The 21,738-nt window shown below is 44.7% G+C and carries 15 protein-coding genes; 12 read left to right on the top strand and 3 right to left on the bottom strand.

The window, feature by feature from the left end:
• Nucleotides 1-287: 287 nt before the first annotated feature.
• On the bottom strand, nt 288-1,727 hold the full coding sequence (locus QUA78_RS09490) for an ATP-binding protein (protein ID WP_333299950.1): 1,440 nt from the start codon (nt 1,725-1,727) through the stop codon (nt 288-290).
• 1,003 nt (nt 1,728-2,730) lie between these two features.
• Between QUA78_RS09490 and QUA78_RS09485 the strand changes: the two genes are divergently transcribed.
• The 8 genes from QUA78_RS09485 (at nt 2,731) to QUA78_RS09450 (ending at nt 13,583) form a co-directional block, all read left to right on the top strand.
• Nucleotides 2,731-3,810, top strand: a complete 1,080-nt coding sequence (locus QUA78_RS09485; protein ID WP_333299948.1) for a permease — start codon at nt 2,731-2,733, stop codon at nt 3,808-3,810.
• Between the two features lie 164 nt (nt 3,811-3,974).
• Nucleotides 3,975-4,763 (top strand): TIGR03943 family putative permease subunit, encoded by a 789-nt coding sequence (locus tag QUA78_RS09480; RefSeq protein WP_333299947.1) that lies wholly within the window; start codon nt 3,975-3,977, stop codon nt 4,761-4,763.
• 183 nt (nt 4,764-4,946) lie between these two features.
• On the top strand, nt 4,947-6,323 hold the full coding sequence (locus tag QUA78_RS09475) for an oligosaccharide flippase family protein (RefSeq protein ID WP_333299946.1): 1,377 nt from the start codon (nt 4,947-4,949) through the stop codon (nt 6,321-6,323).
• 18 nt (nt 6,324-6,341) lie between these two features.
• Nucleotides 6,342-7,328 (top strand): hypothetical protein, encoded by a 987-nt coding sequence (locus tag QUA78_RS09470; RefSeq protein ID WP_333299945.1) that lies wholly within the window; start codon nt 6,342-6,344, stop codon nt 7,326-7,328.
• A gap of 496 nt (nt 7,329-7,824) precedes the next feature.
• Nucleotides 7,825-9,390, top strand: coding sequence for a hypothetical protein (locus QUA78_RS09465; RefSeq protein ID WP_333299944.1), 1,566 nt, complete (start codon nt 7,825-7,827; stop codon nt 9,388-9,390).
• Nucleotides 9,391-9,472: 82 nt separating this feature from the next.
• A complete protein-coding gene (locus QUA78_RS09460; protein WP_333299943.1) occupies nt 9,473-10,039 on the top strand; it encodes a hypothetical protein in 567 nt (188 codons plus the stop codon).
• Between the two features lie 699 nt (nt 10,040-10,738).
• The gene (locus tag QUA78_RS09455; protein WP_445302326.1) at nt 10,739-12,097 is read left to right on the top strand and encodes an ATP-binding protein; all 1,359 of its coding nucleotides are present in this window, start codon (nt 10,739-10,741) and stop codon (nt 12,095-12,097) included.
• 109 nt (nt 12,098-12,206) lie between these two features.
• Nucleotides 12,207-13,583, top strand: a complete 1,377-nt coding sequence (locus QUA78_RS09450) for an ATP-binding protein (protein WP_333299941.1) — start codon at nt 12,207-12,209, stop codon at nt 13,581-13,583.
• A gap of 260 nt (nt 13,584-13,843) precedes the next feature.
• Here the strand turns inward: QUA78_RS09450 and QUA78_RS09445 are convergent, their stop codons facing one another.
• Nucleotides 13,844-14,644, bottom strand: a complete 801-nt coding sequence (locus QUA78_RS09445; RefSeq protein ID WP_333299940.1) for an ion transporter — start codon at nt 14,642-14,644, stop codon at nt 13,844-13,846.
• A gap of 25 nt (nt 14,645-14,669) precedes the next feature.
• On the opposite strand from QUA78_RS09445, the gene QUA78_RS09440 reads away from it, so the two are divergent.
• The 3 genes from QUA78_RS09440 (at nt 14,670) to QUA78_RS09430 (ending at nt 17,851) form a co-directional block, all read left to right on the top strand.
• The gene (locus QUA78_RS09440) at nt 14,670-16,637 is read left to right on the top strand and encodes a pentapeptide repeat-containing protein (RefSeq protein WP_333299939.1); all 1,968 of its coding nucleotides are present in this window, start codon (nt 14,670-14,672) and stop codon (nt 16,635-16,637) included.
• 272 nt (nt 16,638-16,909) lie between these two features.
• The gene (locus QUA78_RS09435) at nt 16,910-17,431 is read left to right on the top strand and encodes a hypothetical protein (RefSeq protein WP_333299938.1); all 522 of its coding nucleotides are present in this window, start codon (nt 16,910-16,912) and stop codon (nt 17,429-17,431) included.
• A 75-nt stretch (nt 17,432-17,506) separates the two neighbouring features.
• Entirely contained in the window at nt 17,507-17,851 is a 345-nt protein-coding gene (locus QUA78_RS09430) for an NAD(P)H-quinone oxidoreductase subunit M (RefSeq protein WP_333299937.1), read from the top strand.
• A 220-nt stretch (nt 17,852-18,071) separates the two neighbouring features.
• Here QUA78_RS09430 and QUA78_RS09425 read toward each other — a convergent pair whose 3' ends face one another.
• The gene (locus QUA78_RS09425) at nt 18,072-18,455 is read right to left on the bottom strand and encodes a hypothetical protein (protein WP_333193544.1); all 384 of its coding nucleotides are present in this window, start codon (nt 18,453-18,455) and stop codon (nt 18,072-18,074) included.
• Nucleotides 18,456-19,145: 690 nt separating this feature from the next.
• Between QUA78_RS09425 and QUA78_RS09420 the strand changes: the two genes are divergently transcribed.
• The gene (locus QUA78_RS09420; RefSeq protein ID WP_333299936.1) at nt 19,146-21,455 is read left to right on the top strand and encodes a protein phosphatase 2C domain-containing protein; all 2,310 of its coding nucleotides are present in this window, start codon (nt 19,146-19,148) and stop codon (nt 21,453-21,455) included.
• The last annotated feature ends 283 nt before the right edge of the window (nt 21,456-21,738 follow it).

Raw genomic sequence — 21,738 nt, 5'->3', positions numbered from 1 at the left:
CGGTAACAAATTACCAATTACCAATTACTAATAATTAATAACAACTGATATCAATTCCGGTAGCCTCGGAATATTAAAATCGAGTCAACACTCAACAATCACGGATAGTGCAACCGGATTCGATCTAATTCATCTGCGTTAATCGGTGTTAATCTGCCTGTATCTGCGGTTAAAAAAAGAAAATTTATTAACCGCAGATGACAAGGGATTGACGCTGATTCACGCAGAGGTCGAGAAGAGAGATAGGAATAATTGCGATGCTAATAGATTTGATATGACTTATTGCTTCAAATCAATGGCAACAAAATTTCAAATTCAGTACCTGTACCGGGCGTAGAATGCAAATTTAACTTGCCTTTATGCTTTTCCGTAACAATTTGATGGGTAATTGCCAACCCCAAACCGGTACCTTTCCCCGCGGGTTTAGTGGTGAAAAATGTCTCAAAAATCCGCCGCTGAATTTCTGGCGGAATTCCCGGCCCGTTATCAGCAATTCTGATGGCTATCCAAGCGTTATTTTGATTTTTTTCGCTTGCTTCTGGGCTGAAATCGCAGTTTTGGCTGGCGGAGGATAGCTGTTTTGAATTTTCTCGATCGCCCATAACATAATTTTGAATTAATTCCGAATTCACGCAGTCTCCGTCTGAACTGTCTATTACCTCGGTTTCAATAGTAATCGCAGGCACAAAACCTTTTTCTCCTTTTACCTCTTCCAAAGCGTCGATCGCATTGCTGATAATATTCATAAATACCTGGCTCAACTGACCAGAGTAACACTTGAATAAAGGCAAATCACCATAGCTTTTAACTACTTCAATCCCGTACTTAAGACGGTTTTTCATAATTAGCAGCGTACTGTCAATACATTCGTGGATGTTAGCTTGTTTTAAGTTGGTTTCGTCCATGTGAGAAAAGGTGTGCAAGCTGGTGACGAGTTCGGTCAGCCTCTCTGATGAAAGTTTCATACTTTTGAGAATTTCCACCCAATCTTTTTGCAAAAAATCAAATTCTATGTTTTTTTTGAGTCCGTCAATTTTTTCGCTGTCACCGACAATGTGTTCGTAAGCAGACAGCAAATCCATGATGTCTTTCGAGTAGTTGAACAAAAAGCCGATATTTCCGCTGATGCAGGTGAGGGGATTTCTGATTTCGTGGGCTACTCCAGCTACCATCTGCCCCAAACTGGCTAGTTTTTCGGTTTGAATTAGTTGAGATTGAGTTTGCTGTCTCAGCAATTTTGTCGCTAGTTCGTGAATGTTGGATTGGGCTACTAACAGTTCGTGAACGTCTAGCAAACTATAAGTTTGAGGCGACACTTGAACTACAATCGGCTCGTAAAGCAATTCTTTCGATCGCAACAGCGACTTCCTGGCTGCATCCACGATTAAAGTATTGCTGGGAAAAATTAAACTCTCAGTTTCCGCAAAGCGGTACAAAGCGCTCACAGGCCGCTTTAAAAATAATTCTCGCCCAAAAGGACGGCTAATAAATTCTAAAAATCTCCGCCGGGAAATCATACCCGCAAATTCACCTCGATGGGTCACAATGACTCCCGGTAACAGCGGATTAGATTCTAACATCTGGGCAATTTGCATTCCCCAATCCGTAGCTTCAACCTGAAAATCGTAAAGCGACAATTCTTGGAGACTAGAGTCTAAACAAAGTTCTCCGATGGAAGCCTGGGACATAGCTTGGACTGGTCTTTCTACGCAAGAGGTATTTAGCATAAATTTATCATCACGCTTTTTTGGGGTTCTATTTGCCAGCAGACATTCAGCTACCAAAGGTCAGCAGGTGAGTTGCTGAGGGCTTTGACCAGCATCCCCTTGGCAAACTGCATTTTAAATTACGCAAAAAACTGACGGTCGTAGATGGGATGTTACCACTTAAAGTATTAGGCAAGATCGAATATCACCGAGATCTATGGATCCTGACAATTATGCCTGACTTTATTTTATATGGACTTGAGCGGTATTAACGCTTGGTTGGAGTATTTAACTATTAATTAATCTTGAGTTATGGTCTTAACCTATCGTTAATAATTGAATTATATTCCTCAATAAATAATCAACGGACAATAGAGGATAATCGGAATTATCCCGATCGCCCCTGCGATACAGCCAAATTAAACAAGTTAAAAGCACAAAGCCAGGGCGATCGCGTCCCTGAGCTTTAGCTCGCTAAGCGCGATAGCTGAGATCCCCGCAAGCTACGGCATTTGAGGCGATTTCATCACATCTCCCCGATCCGGTACTCGCAACCCCCCGTAACGGTAGGTAGGCCAGTCACACCCGCCAGTGCGTCCTCTATTGGTTTGTAGTGAGGACTTTAGTCCTCACTACAAACCAATTTTATAGCGATTCTTCGATCGCACATAATATAAAACAGTCAACCTCGCCCGCAATCTCCAAAATTAGCCCAGGCAGTTGTTCTACAATCAACCATTCTTGACCGAAAGATCCATCAAATCGGCGACGGTTGGCAGAGTCAATTATTGATTGGCTGTACGAGGCGGATATGAATAAAAATTCAGTCAAATTTAAACAAGTTTAACCAGTCCAAATCATGCAAGGCATCAGCATTGATTAAATTAGAACCTCTACAAATTCCAGCAAAAAAAAAGCCAAAAAAAATTAACTGGATCTTAACTTAGTGCTATGCTTTGGTATGATCTACAAGGAGTTCTACCAAAGACGTATAACTAAATAGCAATCTACCAGTAGGTGATCGATGCAACCGGGCTTAACAAATCAGTTAAACAATGCTTTTACCCTTTTTCTCAGCTTGTTAGTAGAGGCAATACCTTTTCTGCTGCTCGGAGTTTTATTTTCAGGTTTGCTGCTGGGGTTTGTAGACGAACGCAAACTCGTATCGCGCATCCCGCGAAACCCGCTGCTGGGGGCTTTGATGGGCAGTTCGATCGGCTTTTTGTTTCCCGTGTGCGAGTGCGGTAACGTGCCCGTAGCCCGCAGGTTGCTGATGCAGGGAGTCCCCGCACCAGCCGCGATCGGCTTTTTGCTCGCGGCCCCGACCATCAACCCCGTGGTAATTTGGGCGACATGGACGGCATTTCGCGATCAGCCAGAAATTGTAGTTTTGCGGGTGGTATTTTCCCTAGTCACAGCCACAATTATCGGCTGGGTGTTCAGCGCCCAAAAAGACTTGCGGCCTCTGCTGCAAGCTTCTGTAGCCCGCGCCATCCCCTTGCCAAAACCAGAGTTTTCCGAAAAAGAGCTCGTCCAAGCCAACACTTCGCTGCTGTTGCAGTCGGGAACATTTATGCTCGGTCAGCCAGGGGGGGCGGTGCCGATCGAATCTTTGCTACAAGACGACTGGAATCCATTACAAACAGGCAAAACAGAAAAAACCTCGAAACGTTCCTCCATGTTCCACCGCGTTTCTAAAGAGCGTCTGCGCCTGCTTTTAGATACTATGGTACAGGAGTTGCGGGAATTGGGAGGAGTGTTGGTAATCGGAAGTGCGATCGCAGCCATCATTCAAGTTGGCGCACCCCGCGAACTAATTCTCAACCTCGGCCAAGGCCCCGTTTCCTCAATTCTCGCCATGCTGCTATTAGCCGCAGTCGTATCGATTTGCTCTACAGTAGATGCCTTTTTTGCCCTGTCTTTTGCTTCCACATTTACCAGCGGTTCGCTGTTAGCCTTTCTCGTTTTTGGCCCGATGATTGACCTCAAAGGCATCGGTTTAATGCTGTCAATTTTTAAAGGTCGAGCCGTAGTTTACTTAATTGTCTTGGCAGCTCAGTTAACCTTTTTAATGACCCTCGCTGTCAACTTGCATTTAGGTTAATAAATTACCTCAAACAGACAACTAATACCATTTTCGCTTTTCCCTTTTCAATTACCTTGATTCACGACACGGAAGTCACCGATCTACGGATAGGTGTTTTTTCTCTTCCCTCTTCCCTCTTTTCTCTTGCTTCTTGCCTCTTCCTTCCCCATGACTCTTAAAAAATGAATCTTAAAAAAATTAGCCCCTGGCTGGACGCCCTAGCTATCTTAGCGTGGGGAATACTGCTCCTCAAATATTGGATCACCGGCAAATTAAGCATTCTCATTCACCCCAATTACTTTGGCTTGACTGTAGCGGGAGGAATCGGCTTAATGGTTATTGGCGGGTTAAAAACTTGGGAACTCGTAAAACTCGATCGCACCACAAAGCAATCGCGGACATCAGCAGCAAATAACTCTCTCAGAATCACAGAAGTTGAACACGTTACTTTGTTTCCCCCCAGTATCGGCAGCACCTTAATGTTGAGCGTCGCATTAATCGGTTTAGTCACAACGCCACGCACATTTACCAGCCAGACAGCATTAGAACGAGGCCTCACCGAATCCCTGCCAATCACCAGACTGCAACCCCAAGAATTTCGCAATACTACAAAACCCGAACTGCGATCGCTCGTCGAATGGGTGCGGCTGTTAAATTTCAATCCCGAACCCGATACATACAGAGGTCAAAAAGTCAAAGTTCAAGGATTTGTAATTCACCCCCCCAACATAGCAGAACAATATATGTGGATCGGGCGTTTTATCATTACCTGCTGCGCGGCAGACGCCTATCCGATCGGGTTGCCGGTAAAATTACTGATCGGTCAAAGCCGCACCACCTTTGCCCCAGACAGTTGGCTAGAAATAGAAGGAGAAACGATCGTAGAAGAACTGCAAGGCAAGCGCAAATTAATCATTCAAGCATCCTCCCTCAAACCAATTCCCGAACCAAAAAATCCTTATGATTATTAGGTATGGAGTAAGTATGAGATTAAATTTTTACCTTTATTGCGACATGGACACTCAAGACCCCTCCTCCGTATACAAATAAAGATACTGTACAGTCAGCTATAAAAGTGGCAGCAGCATCCTGTAGGAGTTGCAAATAACAAATTCAGCAACTACACTCGTAATTAGGAAATAAATTCTGAGTATATGTCATCAGAAAAAAAATTAGCTATCAAAGGTGCTGCCTGGACGATCGCCAGCTATGGAAGCAGTCAAATTATCCGATTTGGCAGCAACTTAATCCTGACGCGTCTGCTTTTGCCCGAACTATTTGGTCTAGTAGGTCTAACCTACGTTTTTATAACAGGGATCAACTTATTTACAGACATAGGTTTGGGCCCAAGTATCATCCAGAACAAACGGGGGGAAGATCCTCAATTTCTCAACACCGCTTGGACACTGCAAATTATTCGCAGCTTTTTCATTTGGATTGGTTTGGTTATAATTACCCAGCCTGTTGCTAGTTTTTATGGAGATCCCCGTCTCCTGTGGTTGATTCCAATAATAGGTATAAATTCCCTAATAGGAGGGTTTAAATCCACAGCCACATCCAGCCTAGAACGCAAAATGGCAGTGAAGCAAGTAGTAATTTTTGAGTTGGGCATACAGATTGTTTCTACTATAGTAATGATTGTCTGGGCCTGGTTCGATCGCAGCATTTGGGCCATCATCGCCGGCGGCTTGACTGGAGCTGTAATGGAGTTAGTATGGAGCCATTTTTTGATTCCCGGCAAGTCAAACCGCTTTGCTTGGGATAAAGAAGCAGCTAAAGAAATATTTTCTTATGGCAAATGGATATTTGTGTCTACGGCTTTGTTTTTCTTGTGTTCTCAAGCCGATAGACTCATCCTCGGGAAAATATTTACTTTAACAATGTTGGGCATTTACGGCATCGCTTTTACCCTCGGCGATATGCCGCGCCAAGTCATCATCGCCATAAGCGGTAGGGTGATTTTTCCCTCGATTTCTATGCTGGCAGACTTGCCGCGGGAGGAGTTGCGCGCGAAGATACTCAAGAACCGCAAGCTAATTCTAATACCGTTAGCCGTAGGTTTAGCAATTTTTGTGAGCTTTGGAGATCAGTTAATTTTAATACTGTACAGGAAAGAGTATTGGGCTGCATCTTGGATGATGCCAATCTTGGCTTTAGGTATCTGGCACACCACCCTCCACAATATGATGGGTTCTTGTCTGTTAGCCGTAGGAAAGTCTCAGTACCCAGCTATGGGCAATCTGCTGACTTTTGTGAATCTATGTATAAGTATACCGCTGGGATACCACTTAAAAGGTAATTTAGGTGCCGTGATTGCTGTAGCTCTCGGCGACCTTCCTACCTATGCAGTAACTAACTACGGTTTGTGGCGAGAAGGACTAACTTGTTTTTGGCAGGATATTCAATTAACAGGGCTGTTTGTAGGGGTGCTGGCCACTCTACTTTGGTGTAGAGTCGCTTTTGGTTTGGGTCTGCCAATCAATAAAATATCACCGATGGATTTAATTCCAATCAATTCACTGTTTCAGTAAACAAAAAGGAGATTGTATATGTCAAGCGAAAAAAATCCCAGAAGAAAAGTAATGCACTTTATCTTTTTACAAATGGCTCTGTTACAAGAAATATCGCGAGTTGCCACGAGGTATACTAAACTGATGTTTTTTTATCAAAGAGATCGCATTATAGATTTATTCAAAGAAAACGAACAGCCCGAAAAAGCACGGCCCAAAGTCTTTGCGGCTGTCGCACACATTACATCCGTTGAAGAATCTAAAAATCCAGAAAAAGCCACAGAAAAAATTGAGAGACTCAGGCACACAATAGATGGACTGTTGACGAGTTTTGCTCATTGCGACCTGACTATTGCGATCCAAACTCTACCAAACAGGCACGTTACAGCGTACTTACCTGAATATCAAATTAAGTGCATTCAGATACAAGAAGGCCCTGAATGCGACCCCATGTTGGTAGAGTTTAGACTTCAGGAAGAATTTGTCGAAAGAGTAGAAAAATTTGACTGGTTTTTATTCATAGAAGATGACATTGTTTTGTACGATGCTTTCATTCTAGAAAAATTAGAAAATTTTAACCGACAAAGCGGGTATGAGAATGCTATTCTTTACCCAAACCGTTATGAAATGGATCAAGGAACCAAGAGATATATTGATTTGACAATACAGCAGCCGCTATTGTGGAATCAGCTATCTAGTGTAGAGATAGAAGGTGTAAAATTTGCGGAGTTTAACAATCCTCATTCAGCATTTTACTGTTTGTCAAGAAACCAGATGAAACAGTGGATAAAATCAGGTCGCATCTTCAAAAATCAATTAGTTAATGTCGGGCTTTTAGAGAGTGCAGCAACTTTTTGTCTGTTGGAATGTTTCACCATATATAAGCCTCACCCGTCAAACTTAAACTATTTTGAGGTCAGGCATTACGATAGCAAATATTCTAAGCTATATCCCGAACCTGAATCGCCGTATACACTGTCAGCCGTTAATAATAGTTCCAAGATACCCATTGTCAAGGATTCGTGAAAGGGATCTCAGCTAAGTAGTCGTCATGATTATTAGTAGGATGGGTAGAGCGCCAGTGTTACCCCTCAACCTGTTAAAGAATTGGCGATTTGAGATTTGAGATTTGAGATGAGATTAAAAATCTTAAAGCTCAAACAGTGCTTGACACAACTGGAACAATGGTAGGGTGCTATACGATCGTCAAAACCTCTCTCGATTGAGCAATTTTTAGCTCTGAGGCACCATACAAGCTAAAATCTCAAATTTCAAATCTCAAATCGGTTGATGCTGTTGGAAGTGCCGCAGACTCCACCGATTAAAGATCGTGAGTTTAATAATTCAGTCCTGGACTCACCACAACTTTCAGAAACCGGGTTTTTTACCAAAATACTTTGTTGCAGTCCTTGTCGCTGGTAAAAAAAACGGGTTTCTGAGGGTGAGAGTGCATCTAGGACTGTAAAATTTAGGAGGGAAAATTTGGTAGTTAATTTTCAGCAGAAATAGGAGAGAAAGATTTGTGAGTATTTTTAACAAAAAAGTTAATCCTTCACCCTTCGCTATTCTGCCATTCAAACAGCCGATCGACCGCACGGCGATCGCCCTCATGCTACTGCTGAGCATCTTAATGGGACTGCTGCTGCTGAGCGGCAATCGCACAGCACCCAGAGTGCGAGAATTTACCTGGGAAAACAAACAAATCGGCGCCGAAGATACCGGCTTTATCCTCACATTCTTTCGGCCGATGAACCACTCCAGCGTCGAGGAAAACTTAAAGCTAGAACCCCCCCTCCCCGGTAAATTTAGTTGGGCTGGAAGGCGCATGGCTTACACTCTAAAAGATCCAGCACCCTACGGCGTTACCTACACAGTAAAACTCGCCGGAGCAACCGACAAGTATTTCGGAGAAAACAACCAAAATAAAGGAACGCCAATTCAACCGTTTAGCAGTTCCTTTCGCAGCCGCGATCGAGCTTTTGCTTACATCGGGGTCCAAGGCGAAACAGAAAGCAGATTAATGCTAGTCAATCTCACCAGCAGCGAACCGAAACCGATACCGCTGACTCCCAAAGATTTAGTAGTAACAGATTTTAAACCTTATCCTGACAGCGATCGCATTTTATTCTCAGCCACCGATCGATCGATCGCCCGTAGTGGCGGCACCCTAAATCAAGAACTATTCACAGTCACCACCGGCCTCAACCCTCAATCTCCAGGAGTAGAATCTCAGCCGCAGCCAGCAGGTAGACTGGACAAACTATTAGATGCCAAAGATTACCAAAACCTCAAATTCGACCTCTCAGCCGACGGAAAAATCATAGTTATCCAGCGCGTCAACCGCCGCAATCCCGGCGATTTCAGTCCTTGGATTTTGGAAGAAAAAGTGCCGCCCCGACCCTTGGAAAATCAACAAGGCGGAGATTTTTTGATTCGCCCCGACAGCAAATCGATGGTAATATCTCAAAAACAAGGATTAGCGATCGTCCCCCTCAAACCAGAAGCAGACCCAGTAGAATTTTTGCCAAAATACGAACAAGTATTGGGCATGGCCCGCGACAACTCCGCCGCCGCATATGTTAAATACAACAGCGACTTTACTCGATCGCTTTTCATCTTAGACAACCAAGGTGCAGAACAAGAAATATTGCGAATTCCCGGCAGCATTATCGGCGTTTATTTCGACCCCCGCAAAGACAAAGACAACCAATTTCAGCGTCTCTACTGTTTGTTAACCCAACGCCTCACAACAGAAAGCTACAAAGAACAGCCTTTCATCGCCGCCATCGACCTCAAAAAAGAGGGCATCCGTTTGGTAGGAACCATCAAACCGCTGCTGGTTTTGCCCAACCAATTAGATACCCAAATCAGTTTATCTCCCGACGGGCTGGCATTAATTTTCGACCAATCAGTCACAGCAGCAAAGCCCTCAGCAGCAGATAGTCCCCGCAACGATAGCGGACAGTCGATCGCCACCAGCCGCCTCTGGCTGCTACCCTTAGTAGAAATACCCGCAGACGGTTCTCCCGCAAAACTACAGCCAGAAGAACTGCCCTTTGCCGGCTATCACCCCCGCTGGCTCCCCTAAATCGATTTGAAATTTGAGATCGCACTGCTGACTAATGACTGGTGACTAATCTAAAATCTAAAATCTAAAATCTAAAATCATTATGACTCCCGAAGAAATTAGCAATACCCTTAAAGACTTATTTGGTGACAGTGTTGAGACGCCTGCTGCTACTTCTTGGCAAGTAGAAACTCCCAAATTTCGCCTGTTAGTCCTCCTTTCAGAAGACGCGACTTGGCTGCGGATTTTGCTGCCGATCGCCGATGTCCAGGAAGCTCAACCATTTTTTGATAAACTGCTAGAAGCTAACTTTGACACCACCCTCGAAACTCGCTACGCCATACATCAAAATGTTTTGTGGGGAGTATTTCAGCACAGTTGTGCCACACTCGCCGCCGCAGATTTCTCGGCCGCCGTCGCCAGACTGCTGGCTTTGCAAGAGCGAGGTTTGTCCGACTTTTTCGGCGGTTTGATAGAAAGCCGCATCCGTCAAATCATCAAAGCTGCGAAGATGCAGGGACAGTCTGTCGAAACTACCCTTCAGACTTTAGACCGTTTCTACGCAGAGGGATTGATGGGTGAAATGGAACTAGGGCGAGAGTCTCGCGAAAATACTCTTGCGGCTTGGCGGTATCAGCTAGAACGCCTTTGGCCGGAGGTGGAACCCTAAGACGATTTGAGATTTGAGATTGCAGATTGCAGATTGCAAAAAACTGAGAACCATCGAGGTTGGGAAGTTGCCTAAAGTTGCATTTCTTTGTAGCGGTATAGCAACCGCCAAGACGGTTAGAACGTTCTCAATTGCACAAACCCTTGCCGAAGATTGCTTCTTCCTTCTCTGCTAGATAACTAAAGCCTTCCATCCGTTACATCCGAAGAAAGCGAATCCGTTGCCGAACTTCCTTCTGCTGTAAAATATGCGGATTTTGGTCTGGGCCCCAGTCTTAACCGTTGGGGCCTCAAGTCACTTCCACGATCGCCAATCCGGGCCATCTTACCCTCGAACCAGGCCCGTATATTCACTGATAACCCGCGAGTTGTTCTCCAATTCCCTACTAGCACCGCAAAAATGGTATAATAGACAACAAAAATCCCTGATAAAGATTAAAAATTTTCTGAAAACAGGCGATCGCAGGTATATGATGGTAAAAAGTTTACAGCAGAACTCCGTAAGTTCCACAAAAGCTTCGATCGTTTAACATTGATTTAGAAACAAAATCTTTAGCACACAATGCTAGTGCGATCGGGTTTTCCCATCGGATGCTGTTCTAATTTAACAAATTAGCAACTACCCCCTCCCAATTACCCGTTACCAATTAATAGCAACTTAAGTTATCCATCAATACAACATTTAACAGGGGTTTCATCTATGTTTGCTGTGCGTGAGACTAGCTCGGAGTTATCAGTGTTGCATATACCTGAAATTTGTACTTGGAATATATCCTCAGAATCAACTCTCCTAGACCTGCCACTCTACAACTGCCAAATTGAATTAACTCAACAGGCAAAAGAAGTAGCCCAGGCTTTTGAAAAAAATTCTATGCTTCCCGGCGTCATTTTGACAGAGGGGGGTAATTTTGTCGGCATAATATCCAGGCGTCTATTTTATGAAAAAGTTAACCGCCGCTACGGATTAGAAATGTTTTTCAAGCGACCAATAGAAGTATTATACAAGTTTTCCAAGCCAGATCCGCTGGTACTTCCCGGCAGTAAATTAATAGTTGAAGCCGCCCAGGAATCGCTTTACAGATCGGCAGAATTAATTTACGAACCTGTAGTAGTGGAAATAGCACCTCAGAGCTACAAACTGTTAGACGTACACCAATTAATGGTCGCTCAATCAAGAATTCACGAATTAACAAATAAGTTGCTCCACAAACAAACCCAAGCCAAACTAATCCAAACAGAAAAAATGGCTAGTTTGGGGAGAATTGTAGCAGAAGTAGCTCACGAAATCAGAAATCCGCTAAACTGTATTTGGGGAAATTTGACTTTTCTGCTGTCCTATTTTGAACACTTGCTTCAGCTCATTTCGGTTTATGAAGAAGAATATTCGGAACCGTGTGCCCGAATTGATGCCCTCAAAGAAGAAATTGAATTTGATTTTTTACAAGAAGATTTGCCAGTCACCTTAGAAGGGATGGAGTTGGGAGCCTCGCAATTGCTAAAAATAGTTAACGGGCTGCATCACTTCTCTCACATGGACGAGACAAAGGCAGTGGAGACAGACATTCACGAATGCGTGGAGATGACGCTGTTAATTCTGAAAAACCGCTTTAAAAATAACATAGAAGTGGTAAAGAATTACGGCGAACTGCCGCTAGTTAGCGGCTACTCCGGTCAGTTGAGTCAGGTGTTTTTGAATTTGTTAGTTAACGCTCTAGACGCCCTGACAGAGTACGCAGCCGATCGAGAAATACAGACTGAGTGCCTGGACAACTGGCAGCCCCAAATCGAAATTACCACTAAAGTCATAGAAACCGAACACGGCAAGCGGGTCGCAATTTGCATTGCCGATAACGGCCCCGGCATTCCCCCAGAAAATCACCAGCAGATATTTGACACCTTTTTTACCACTAAACCAGCAGGCAAAGGCACCGGTATGGGGCTGGCTATCTCCCATCAAATCGTTACAGAAAAGCATGGGGGCCAACTGAAAATGCGATCGCAGCCGGGCCAGAGGACCGAATTTGAAATTCTCCTGCCCATAATTGGCAAAAAAATATGATTAACTCAGGAACAGTCTCCAAGGTCGCTCCTGCGGTGAAATTATAGGCTAGCTTAGTAGTACGTTCTCATTTCACTTTCTCAGCGTGTTTCGGCAACTAAAAGTTCCAGTGGCAAATAAATTCAGTTCCAAACTCCTTAGCCCTTCCCTCTCCGAAGGCAGCCATCAAGACCTTTCCCTAGAGTCTACCCTCTGGGATTTGCCTCTGTATGATTTTCAGGTTAAATCGAGCTGCTTGGCCGTGGCAGTTGCCGAAATTTTTGAACAGCATCCCCTCGTGCCGGGAGTCGTATTAGTAGAAGCAGGAGAGTTTGCTGGCATGATATCCCGCAGGCAACTGCTGGAATATTTGCTCAAACCCCAAGGCCCCGAGCTATTTTTGCAACTGCCGCTGAAAGTTTTCTACAGTTACGCTCGCGTCGAAATATTATTAGTTGCAGAGAGTACAACTATTTTGGCAGCAGCTCCACAAGCTCTGCGCCGATCGCCCGAATTGCAGTCAGAACCAATCGTCGTCCAAATAGACTCCCAATCTTACCGCCTCTTAGACCCTCACGCGCTAAACATCGCCTACTGGCAAATTCGCGGCATAGAAACTCAAGTCCGCTACGAAAGAGCCCAAACTCAAATGATTCAAAGCGAAAAAATGGCGAGTTTAGGGCGTTTAGTCAACGGAGTAGCCCACGAAATTTTAGATCCGGTAGGCTTTATTTGGGGCAATTTAACCTACGTCAGCGACTACAGCAAAAACTTGATGGAGTTGCTCTCAGTTTACGACGCGCACTGTACCGAACCCCCCCCGGAAATAGCACGGCTCAAGGAAGAGATAGACTATGACTTTTTGCAAAACGATTTCCTCCGAACTGTTGCCAGCATCAAATCTGGAGCCGAACGTTTGAGCAAGCTGGCAAGCAGTTTGCAAAACTTTTGCCACATCGACGATGTTTATCCCAAACCGACCGACTTGCACGCCAACATAGACAGCATTCTTTTGCTGCTCAAAAGTCGTTTGACCAGGGAAATCAAAGTAGTGAAAAACTACGGCTACCTGCCGCCAGTGCCGTGCTATGCAGGTCAGCTAAACCAAGTATTTATGAATATCTTGACCAATGCTATTAATACATTAATTAACGAAGCAGTCGGTCAAGAATTGGCGAAAGAGTTTAAAGGTGGAGGACTCAGAGACTTCGATCGCCAGCCTCAAATTGAAATCACAACTCAAGTCTGCTGTCCCGAACCTGCCAGCGATTTAGACAAACTTCATGTTCGCTGGGTTTCGATTTGCATAGCAGATAACGGGCCAGGAATGTCACCTAGCAAGTACAAAAAAATTATAGAATCATTCTCTACCGAAAAACGCGCCCTCAAAGAAACCAGTTTAGCAATTAGCTATCAAATCGTGACGGGCAAACACGGCGGTGCATTCAGAATGCGATCGGAATTAGGCAGCGGCACCCAATTTGAAATTTTGTTACCCTTAGCTTAAATATGACTAAGGCCAACTGTCACAAATAGGAGTTGAATTTAGGTATGTAGTTGCGCTTCAGCGCTCTTAGCCAAGGAAAGAGCGCTGAAGCGCAACTACATACCTTTGTTTAATGTGCCAGTTGCGTAATTTTTATTAAAGAAGGAAGAAGGAAGAGGGAAGAAGTTACAGCCTATTCCAGATTTATGAAGTACAGGAAACGGCAATGCTGTGTCCCTACCTAAAAACTGCTGTAACAGTCAACAGTCAACAGTCAGCAGTCAACCATTATCCAATTGAGTGCCGCACATTTTACAATATTTGGCATTAGCATCGTGTACAGACCAGCCGCAACCGGTACAAACAGCTTCTCCGTGATTAGCACTTTTAACTAATTGTTTAATCAAATCCCCCAATTGCCAAGAAATCAGAGCAATTCCCGTCAAAATCATCAAAATAGTCAGAAAACGACCGGATTCCGAAATCGGAGTAACATCGCCAAATCCCACCGTGGTCATCGTGACAACCGAGAAATAAACAGCATCCAAAAAAGTTCCAAAACTTTCGGGATTAGCCGGATGTTCGACTTGATAAATCAAACCCGAATAAACAAAAATTATTGCCAGCAAAGTAAACAAAATCCGAGCAAAAATAACCCCATCTTCGCTACTGATGCGGAAAATAGAAATTTTTAATTCCAGAAAGCGGATGAGTCTGAGAATTCTAAACCAGCGAAAAATTCGGATAAAACTAACGTTGACAAATCCCAGCAAAAATGGTAATATTGCCAGCAAATCAATAATTGAAAAAAAACTAAAAATAAATTTAACTCGATTTTCGGCACACCACAGCCGCAATAAATACTCAACTGCAAAAACGATTAAAAGAACAGTATCGAGAGTTTGGAAATTAATTCTAACAGATTCCGAAATCGGGTAAGTTTCGGCGATGAAGCTGGCGGAAGATAGGAGAATGAGTCCGGTAAGAGTTAAATTTACGGTTCTGCCAATAGGAGTTTCGATATCTTCGAGATAAAATCCAATTTGCGATCGGGTTAACATAGATGAGATAATTAATACCATTTATGAGGTAAGGGAATTATCGCATATGAGTATCGAATTAACTAAGGGTGAAAGGTTCAATCTTTCTAAAGAAACTCCTAATTTCAGTAAAATTGCGATCGCCCTGGGTTGGCAAGTCAGCCAGACAGCACAAAACTGCGACATTGACGCATCAGTTTTTATGTTAGCCGCAGACGGTCGCATTCCCGATGAAAAGTATTTTGTATTTTACAACAATCTGACATCGCCGGACGGTTCGGTGCGACATTCGGGAGACAGCAGGAATGGACAAATAGAGGGAGATGACGAGACGGTTTATGTGGATTTGAGTAAAATCAATTCGGCGATTCAGGAAATAGTGTTTGTTGTGACTATTCACGAGGGACAGCAAAAGAATCAAAGTTTTAGTCAAGTTAAAAATGCTTTTATCCGGCTTTACAATTCAGAGAATCTTAGCGAATTGGTTCGGTACAATTTAAATCAGATATTTTCCCAAGAAACGGCTTTAGAATTTGGACGCTTGTATAAGAAAAATGGCAAATGGAGGTTTCAGCCGGTAGGACAGGGATATAATGCTGGGTTGCAAAGTTTTGTAGACAAGTATTATGTTGAGAATGCGGTTGAGAAAAGCTCGAATGCTGGTGAGAAGGTTGATGATGCTGAGGTTTTGAAGCAGTTTAGCGATCGGGTGGACAAGCTATTGCGGGAAGAGGCGATCGAGGAGACAGCGCTTCCAGCATCTAGCAGCGAAGCGGTAGAACAGTCGGCTGCTACTCCTGTAAATGCGGATACTGTGGAATCTGAGGAAGAGGAAAAAATAGATGATTCGGCAGGAGAAAATCTGGAACCAGCGATCGGTGCTGAGGAATTTTTACAACGGTATAATCAGGGAGAACGAGATTTTACGGGAGTTAATCTAGCTGGAGTAAATCTGAGCGGGAAATCCCTGAGTCAGGTTAACTTGAGTAGTGCTAATCTCAGCGGTGCAGAACTCTCTGAAGCAAACTTATCAAGCGCTAACCTCAGTGAGGCAAATTTATGTCATGCAAACCTTCACACAGCCAATCTCAGCTTCGCCAACTTAGGGAAAGCAAAATTCATAAATGCAAATTTAAGTGAAGTAAATCTGCAAGGATCAAACCTAAGTGAAGCTAATTTGAGTGGGGTAAATCTCAGCAGTGTTCATTTGTTCTCGAAGACAAACTTCAGCAGAGCAAACCTCAGTAAAGCAAACTTAACAGGGTTGAATTTGAGGGAATCAAAATTGATGAAGGCTGATTTGAGTAATGCAAACTTAAGTGATACTAACCTATTAATGGCAAACCTTGAAGGGGCAAACCTTGAAGGATCAAAACTTCAACAAGCACTTTACAACCCACAGACTGTCTTCCCTAGAGGCTTTGACCCTGTTAAAGCAGGTGCTTACTTAATTGCTCCTAATGTTTCACTGAAAGAAACAAACCTAGCTCGTCGTAACTTGAGCGGAGTTAACTTGAGTGAAGCTAACTTGAGTGGTGCAAATCTAACTAAGGCAACTTTGCAGAGAGCAAAACTCCTGCAAACTAATTTGAATAAAACCAACTTAAGCGAAGCAGATTTGGGTGGTGCCAACTTAACGGCTGCAAACCTGATAGGAGCCAACCTGATGCAGGCAAACTTATCAGGTGCTAACTTAACTGCCGCAGACTTGAGTGGAGCGAATCTGAAAAATACAGAAACAAGTGGGGCAAATTTTAGTGGTGCTAATCTGAGCAAAGTTAATCTGGTTAGTGGAACTCTTCAATGTAATGTCAGCGGAGCAATATTAACTGAAGGAAATCTCTGTGGGGCTAACCTTCGTTATGGTAATTTTACTGGAGCCAACTTAACTTCGGCAGACTTGCGCGGGGCAGATTTGGATAATACAAACCTAGAAAAAGCCAACCTAAAGGGAGCGAACCTAAGTGGGGCGGTAAATCTGGAAAAGGCAAAACTCGCAGGTGCAATTATGCCAGATGGCACAATTCACGAATAAATTAATGTTTGTAGTAACGAATTGAGTCCTTAGAAATTGCAGGAGTAGGGCGTGTTTTATTGAGCCGGAGATTCCCCCTAGCCCCCTTAAAAAAGGGGGGAACCGGAAGCACTCAAAGTCCCCCTTGTTAAGGAGGATTTAGGGGGATCGAGACTTTGATAGAAGTGACATTTATGATGGGTTTCAGTCTTAAATTGATACCAAGAGTGGAATGTGCATCGCCCTAGAAATAGATTATGATTAGTATTAAATACCAAATACATAGATTGTCGATGAATGAATCTGACACGGAAATTATAGAATCTACCCTCAGATGGATGACGGAGTTTGTCGAGTTACCGCATCCAGTTTTCAGCGATTTACCTGTTTGTCCCTTCACTAAAAAAGCACGCTTGGCTAATCAAATTTTATTCAAAATCGAGCGGTTTTCAGCGCAGACTGAGTTCGATCGCGATTCTGCCATAATGAAATCGATTCATGAATTTTACAATTCGGAATTTGAAATAATGGTAGTAATTAATCCAGAAAAAACTGCAATTAGTGCGCCAGAAACTAAAGAATTGATAGACAAACTGAATAATCGGATATCAGAGTTGGGCTTGCTGGCTTTTCACGCTCATCCCGAAGAAGATTTTAATATTGACGGGCTTCATACTAGGAGGATGCCGTATCCCGGCTTCACCGTTCAAGTAAATTCTAAGCTGAAGCCAGCTTCGGATTCTTTAGAGAAAACTGAATATTACAAAAATTGGACTGCCGAACAACTAAAATATTTCGGGATTCCGAGAAATTGACGATCGCCCGCCCTCCCCGCGCATCTCCCAGCCCTTACAATTAATTCAGCAAAAAATCTTTACACATAAGAACTCATGCAGCTCAAGTCAACAACCCGCCATATTCGCATATACACCGCTATCCTCGAAGACAACGAACTCGTACCCAGCAATGACCTTTTGACGATCGATATTGACCCAGATAACGAACTTAACTGGAACGACGAGTCAGTCAAACAGGTATATGCCAAATTCGACCAACTCGTAGATGCTTACGAGGGCGAAGATTTGACCGAGTACAACCTCCGCCGCATCGGTTCGGAGTTGGAACACTTGGTGCGATCGCTTCTACAAAAAGGCCAAATCAGCTACAACCTCAACAGTCGCGCTGTTAACTACAGCATGGGATTGCCTCAAGTTGATGCCAAAGTTCACCTGTAAGGGCGATCGGGCGATCGGCATTTGTGTCAACTTAAGATAGAAAGCCATCATAAATGTCGCTTGTAGCTGAGTTTCCATCCCCCCTACTGCCCTTAATCAGGGGGAGTAGGGGGGGGACAAGACGTTTCTGTTTCGTGTCCGGCCTTAAGGGGGATGGAGGCGGATCTAGAATTCGATACAAAGGAAAGGCCCAGATGGGGAGAATTGGGAAAATCTGCTTTTATTCTTCTTCCTGCTTCTTTCTGACTCCTGACTCCTGACTCCTAGCTTCTTCCTTCTTTTTACCCTCAGCCGAGTCAAAGGGCCTTTTTCCTTCTTTCTTCTCCCCCGCATCCCCAGCATCAACCGCAAAATTAGTAGGATGGCGATCGCGCTCCAAAAATTGTTTAACTGCAACTTGGCGGTTGGTCATAAAATGACCCCAAGCGCCGGGAAACAGCCCATCCAAGGTTTCCACCAGCGCCCAAACCTCAAGATTCATCACTTTGTAATAAAAACTGTGAGAATGTTGAATGCTAGTCAGTATTTCGTCTATTTCAACTGCTGGCAGCAGCTTCGGATCGGACAAATTTTTGCGAAAGGCACTGGACTCATGTAGGGGCATGGTTAAATACTCAACAGCTTGCAGAGGCCGGTCAGTCGATTGTAGATTGTAGATTTTAGACTTTAGATGGACTCCACAGATTTATCTGTGGGCTTGTATCCTTCTTTGGGTAAGGTTAAATTTAACTTTACTTGCGAAACTCGGGCACGAGGCACGGAACACCCTGGGCGAGAAAACCGAGAATTGATATTTATTTATACCTGTTGGCTCAGGTGATTTCTACCTAGCTGCATCATACCATTATAGTTAGTCTAAAATTTCAATTCGTTTGAGAACCGCGATTTCTTCGGAAATCGCTACTATCAGGAATATGCTGAACACAGCGTGCTTTCAAGCCGAGGACTTCGGCGTCGCGCCAGCGTCTAACCCTGAAAGCTCATAGCAAGATTCATCGGGGGGTCAACAAAATGGTAGACTATTCGTGTCAGTACAAGACATTAAAACCTACCCCTGGACTGGGGGAAAGTCACGCCTAAAACATTCTCAGGAGATATAACTACGCGCACAAGAGTGCAAACGTGGTGAGCCTAGGAACCTGAAAAATCAGGATATTAGGACTGCGAAGTCTTAAGAATCCCCGTCAGTTGAGAAAGCGGGGGTGTCGAATAATCGCCACGTATCAACCCGTCGAGGTTCAATCGCTAAAATAGTTCAGATCAGCACGCTTGCCCAAAGGCGTCAGGAACCCTTATGCAAAACTCTGTGGCAAAACACTACTTATGGGCTTTAGGTGAAGGGATCAAAGGGTGTAAGCCAGGCGATCTGATCGCTGGTCGCTACTTGGTCAAGCGCGATCGACTTCTTGTCGATACTCAACCCGAACAGTTGCCGGAACTGCCCGAAGAGATTCCGAGTGTTGTCACTCCTTATCTGAGACTATTTACCTATCAGTTGCACGTACCTCAAGTATACGGGCTGGTATCGTCCCAGAGGAGCAAGCTCTCGGGAGATATCTGGCTATTGGAAAACGGGCCTATTTTGAAGGTGACGGAATCTTTAATGCCGGAATTGGCGGACTCCTGGAAAGGAGCCGCAGCGATGCGCCAGCTCAATTGGCTGTGGCAAATTGCCCAGTTGTGGCAGCCGTGTATCGCTCAGGGCGTGGCTTCCACGCTGCTGACTCCGGAACTGCTGCGGGTGGAAGGACAATTGGTGCGGTTTCTGGAATTGCAGCCCGATCGCAAACCGCCTAATTTGTCGCAGTTGGGCAAATTGTGGCAGCAGTGGCTCGAAGATGCTCACCCGGCGATCGCCAATTTTTTGAGGCAACTTTGCCAGCAAATGGTTGCCGGTCAAGTGCGCAACGGCGAACAACTGATGGGCCAGTTGGATAAAGCTCTGGCCAAGTGCGGCCGATTTTACGATCGTCACGTTGAGATTGCCACGGGCACCGATGTCGGCAGAGCACGGGCTCACAACGAAGATGCTTGCTATCCGCCCAGCGGTACGGTGTTCTCCGGAAAACCGGGATCGTCCGCTTGCGCGATCGTCTGCGACGGTATCGGCGGACAAGACGGCGGCGAAATCGCTTCGGAAGAAGCCATTGCTGTGCTGCGGGAAAAGTTGGAGCAAATGCCCCTGCATCAGGCTAATTGGGACCCCCTGAGCCTGACTTCTAAGCTGGAACGGGCGGCTTGTGCTGCTAACGACAAGATAGCCGGTCGCAACGACAGCGAACACCGCCAAGGCCGCCAGCGGATGGGAACTACGCTAGTTATGGCTTTAGCCCACATTCACGAACTCTATGTCGCCCACGTCGGAGACAGTCGGGCTTACTGGATTACCCGCACTGGCTGCTATCAAGTTACTCTCGACGACGATGTAGCTTGCCGCGAGGTGCGTTTGGGCTACTCCCTCTACCGGGATGCTTTGGAACAAGTGGCCGCCGGCGCTCTGATTCAAGCTTTGGGCATTAGTTCGTCCAACACTCTGCACCCGACTGTGCAGCGTTTTCCCGTGGATGAGGACTGCGTTTTGCTGCTGTGCTCCGACGGTTTGAGCGATAAAGACCGGGTTGAGGAATGTTGGGAAGCGGAGATTTTGCCAATTCTCGACGGTAGCATTAATGTGGCGAAGGCGCGCGATCGGCTGATCGAAATTGCTAATACTAGAAACGGTCACGATAACGTCACTGTAGCTTTAATTCACTGTCAGGCACATTTGAGGGACGAAGGCAATACTTTTACAGAATTGTCTGTCGCACCTTTAGATACGCCTCCGGAACCAATTATCGACAGCGAGGATTTGCCAACGGATTTGAATGAGCCCACAACCCTTGGCGATGGTAATTCTCAAGGGAAAACGCAATTGTTACAGCCGGAAAAAAGCAAAAGTTCATTTTCCCTGCTCCTGAAAATTGTATTTTTATTAGGGTTGGGGGGTGTATTTGCTTATTTTTTCATCCCTCCGGTGGGTCGGGCGATCGATACTGCCGGGGAGTCGATTTTCGGGAAACGCGGTTTCATTAATCCTGCAAGCAGGCCGGAGAAAACAGTTGAATCTGTACCTTCTCCGGTAAAATCTTTAGAAACAGGCTCGTTTATAGAGATTAAAAGTTCTGCGGCTGGGGAATTGGGAAAAGAGGGCGATCGCTTGGATTTGCGAGTCGCAATTGGTGAGTTGACGGTCAAAGGAACAGTCCCTGCCGGCAGCGTTTTGCAGGTGACAAACAAACAGCTTACGCCTCAAGGCAATTGGCTGGAATTGAAAGTTTGCTCGATTCCTGAAATAGTGCGATCGAACTCTCCCAAACCCAACTCAAATAAAGATTTTTCTACAGTTTCAAAACCCGCAGTGAACCGAGCTCCCGCTGTGGCAACTCCCTCGCCTTCCCCAGCCGTTAAGCCAACAGTTGAAGTAGGAATCGCCAAGCTGCAAGCGGGAGAAATCGGATGGATTCAAGAACAAGCTGCCCTTTCTAAAGTAGTCTCCAACCTAGCCCCAAATCCTAATCAACAGGGAAAATGCGTTGATTCTGACTCAAATCCCAATGCTAATTAATTATCATCTGTCATCGGTCATTAGTCCTTAGTTATACTAATTCCGGTTAATTGCCCGCTATCAACGGTGTTTGTAGTGAGGACTTCAGCCCGAGCGAGTTTTAGGACGATTCTTTGTCCTCACTACAAACTAATTTGATTGCGGTGGATCGAGGGTAAGCTGTTGTGCATTTAAATTGCATCTTTCGGACGTCGATCGCGTGCCTACCCACAATATTTTATGATTGTTTAGAAATAATTTAAAGGCTGATTAGCTGACATATTAGTTAGATAGAGTCCGGTTA

This window comes from Microcoleus sp. K4-B3 (assembly GCF_036704615.1).
GTDB lineage: Bacteria > Cyanobacteriota > Cyanobacteriia > Cyanobacteriales > Microcoleaceae > Microcoleus.
This window is presented reverse-complemented; position numbering and strand designations above follow the sequence as displayed.

What these genes read in the sequence shown, in the direction of transcription:
- QUA78_RS09490 (WP_333299950.1), bottom strand. Translation starts at nt 1,727, where the DNA reads ATGCTAAATACCTCTTGCGTAGAAAGACCAGTCCAAGCTATGTCCCAG.
- QUA78_RS09485 (WP_333299948.1), top strand. Translation starts at nt 2,731, where the DNA reads ATGCAACCGGGCTTAACAAATCAGTTAAACAATGCTTTTACCCTTTTT.
- QUA78_RS09480 (WP_333299947.1), top strand. Translation starts at nt 3,975, where the DNA reads ATGAATCTTAAAAAAATTAGCCCCTGGCTGGACGCCCTAGCTATCTTA.
- QUA78_RS09475 (WP_333299946.1), top strand. Translation starts at nt 4,947, where the DNA reads ATGTCATCAGAAAAAAAATTAGCTATCAAAGGTGCTGCCTGGACGATC.
- QUA78_RS09470 (WP_333299945.1), top strand. Translation starts at nt 6,342, where the DNA reads ATGTCAAGCGAAAAAAATCCCAGAAGAAAAGTAATGCACTTTATCTTT.
- QUA78_RS09460 (WP_333299943.1), top strand. Translation starts at nt 9,473, where the DNA reads ATGACTCCCGAAGAAATTAGCAATACCCTTAAAGACTTATTTGGTGAC.
- QUA78_RS09455 (WP_445302326.1), top strand. Translation starts at nt 10,739, where the DNA reads ATGTTTGCTGTGCGTGAGACTAGCTCGGAGTTATCAGTGTTGCATATA.
- QUA78_RS09445 (WP_333299940.1), bottom strand. Translation starts at nt 14,644, where the DNA reads ATGGTATTAATTATCTCATCTATGTTAACCCGATCGCAAATTGGATTT.
- QUA78_RS09440 (WP_333299939.1), top strand. Translation starts at nt 14,670, where the DNA reads ATGAGTATCGAATTAACTAAGGGTGAAAGGTTCAATCTTTCTAAAGAA.
- QUA78_RS09435 (WP_333299938.1), top strand. Translation starts at nt 16,910, where the DNA reads ATGAATGAATCTGACACGGAAATTATAGAATCTACCCTCAGATGGATG.
- QUA78_RS09430 (WP_333299937.1), top strand. Translation starts at nt 17,507, where the DNA reads ATGCAGCTCAAGTCAACAACCCGCCATATTCGCATATACACCGCTATC.
- QUA78_RS09425 (WP_333193544.1), bottom strand. Translation starts at nt 18,455, where the DNA reads ATGCCCCTACATGAGTCCAGTGCCTTTCGCAAAAATTTGTCCGATCCG.
- QUA78_RS09420 (WP_333299936.1), top strand. Translation starts at nt 19,146, where the DNA reads ATGCAAAACTCTGTGGCAAAACACTACTTATGGGCTTTAGGTGAAGGG.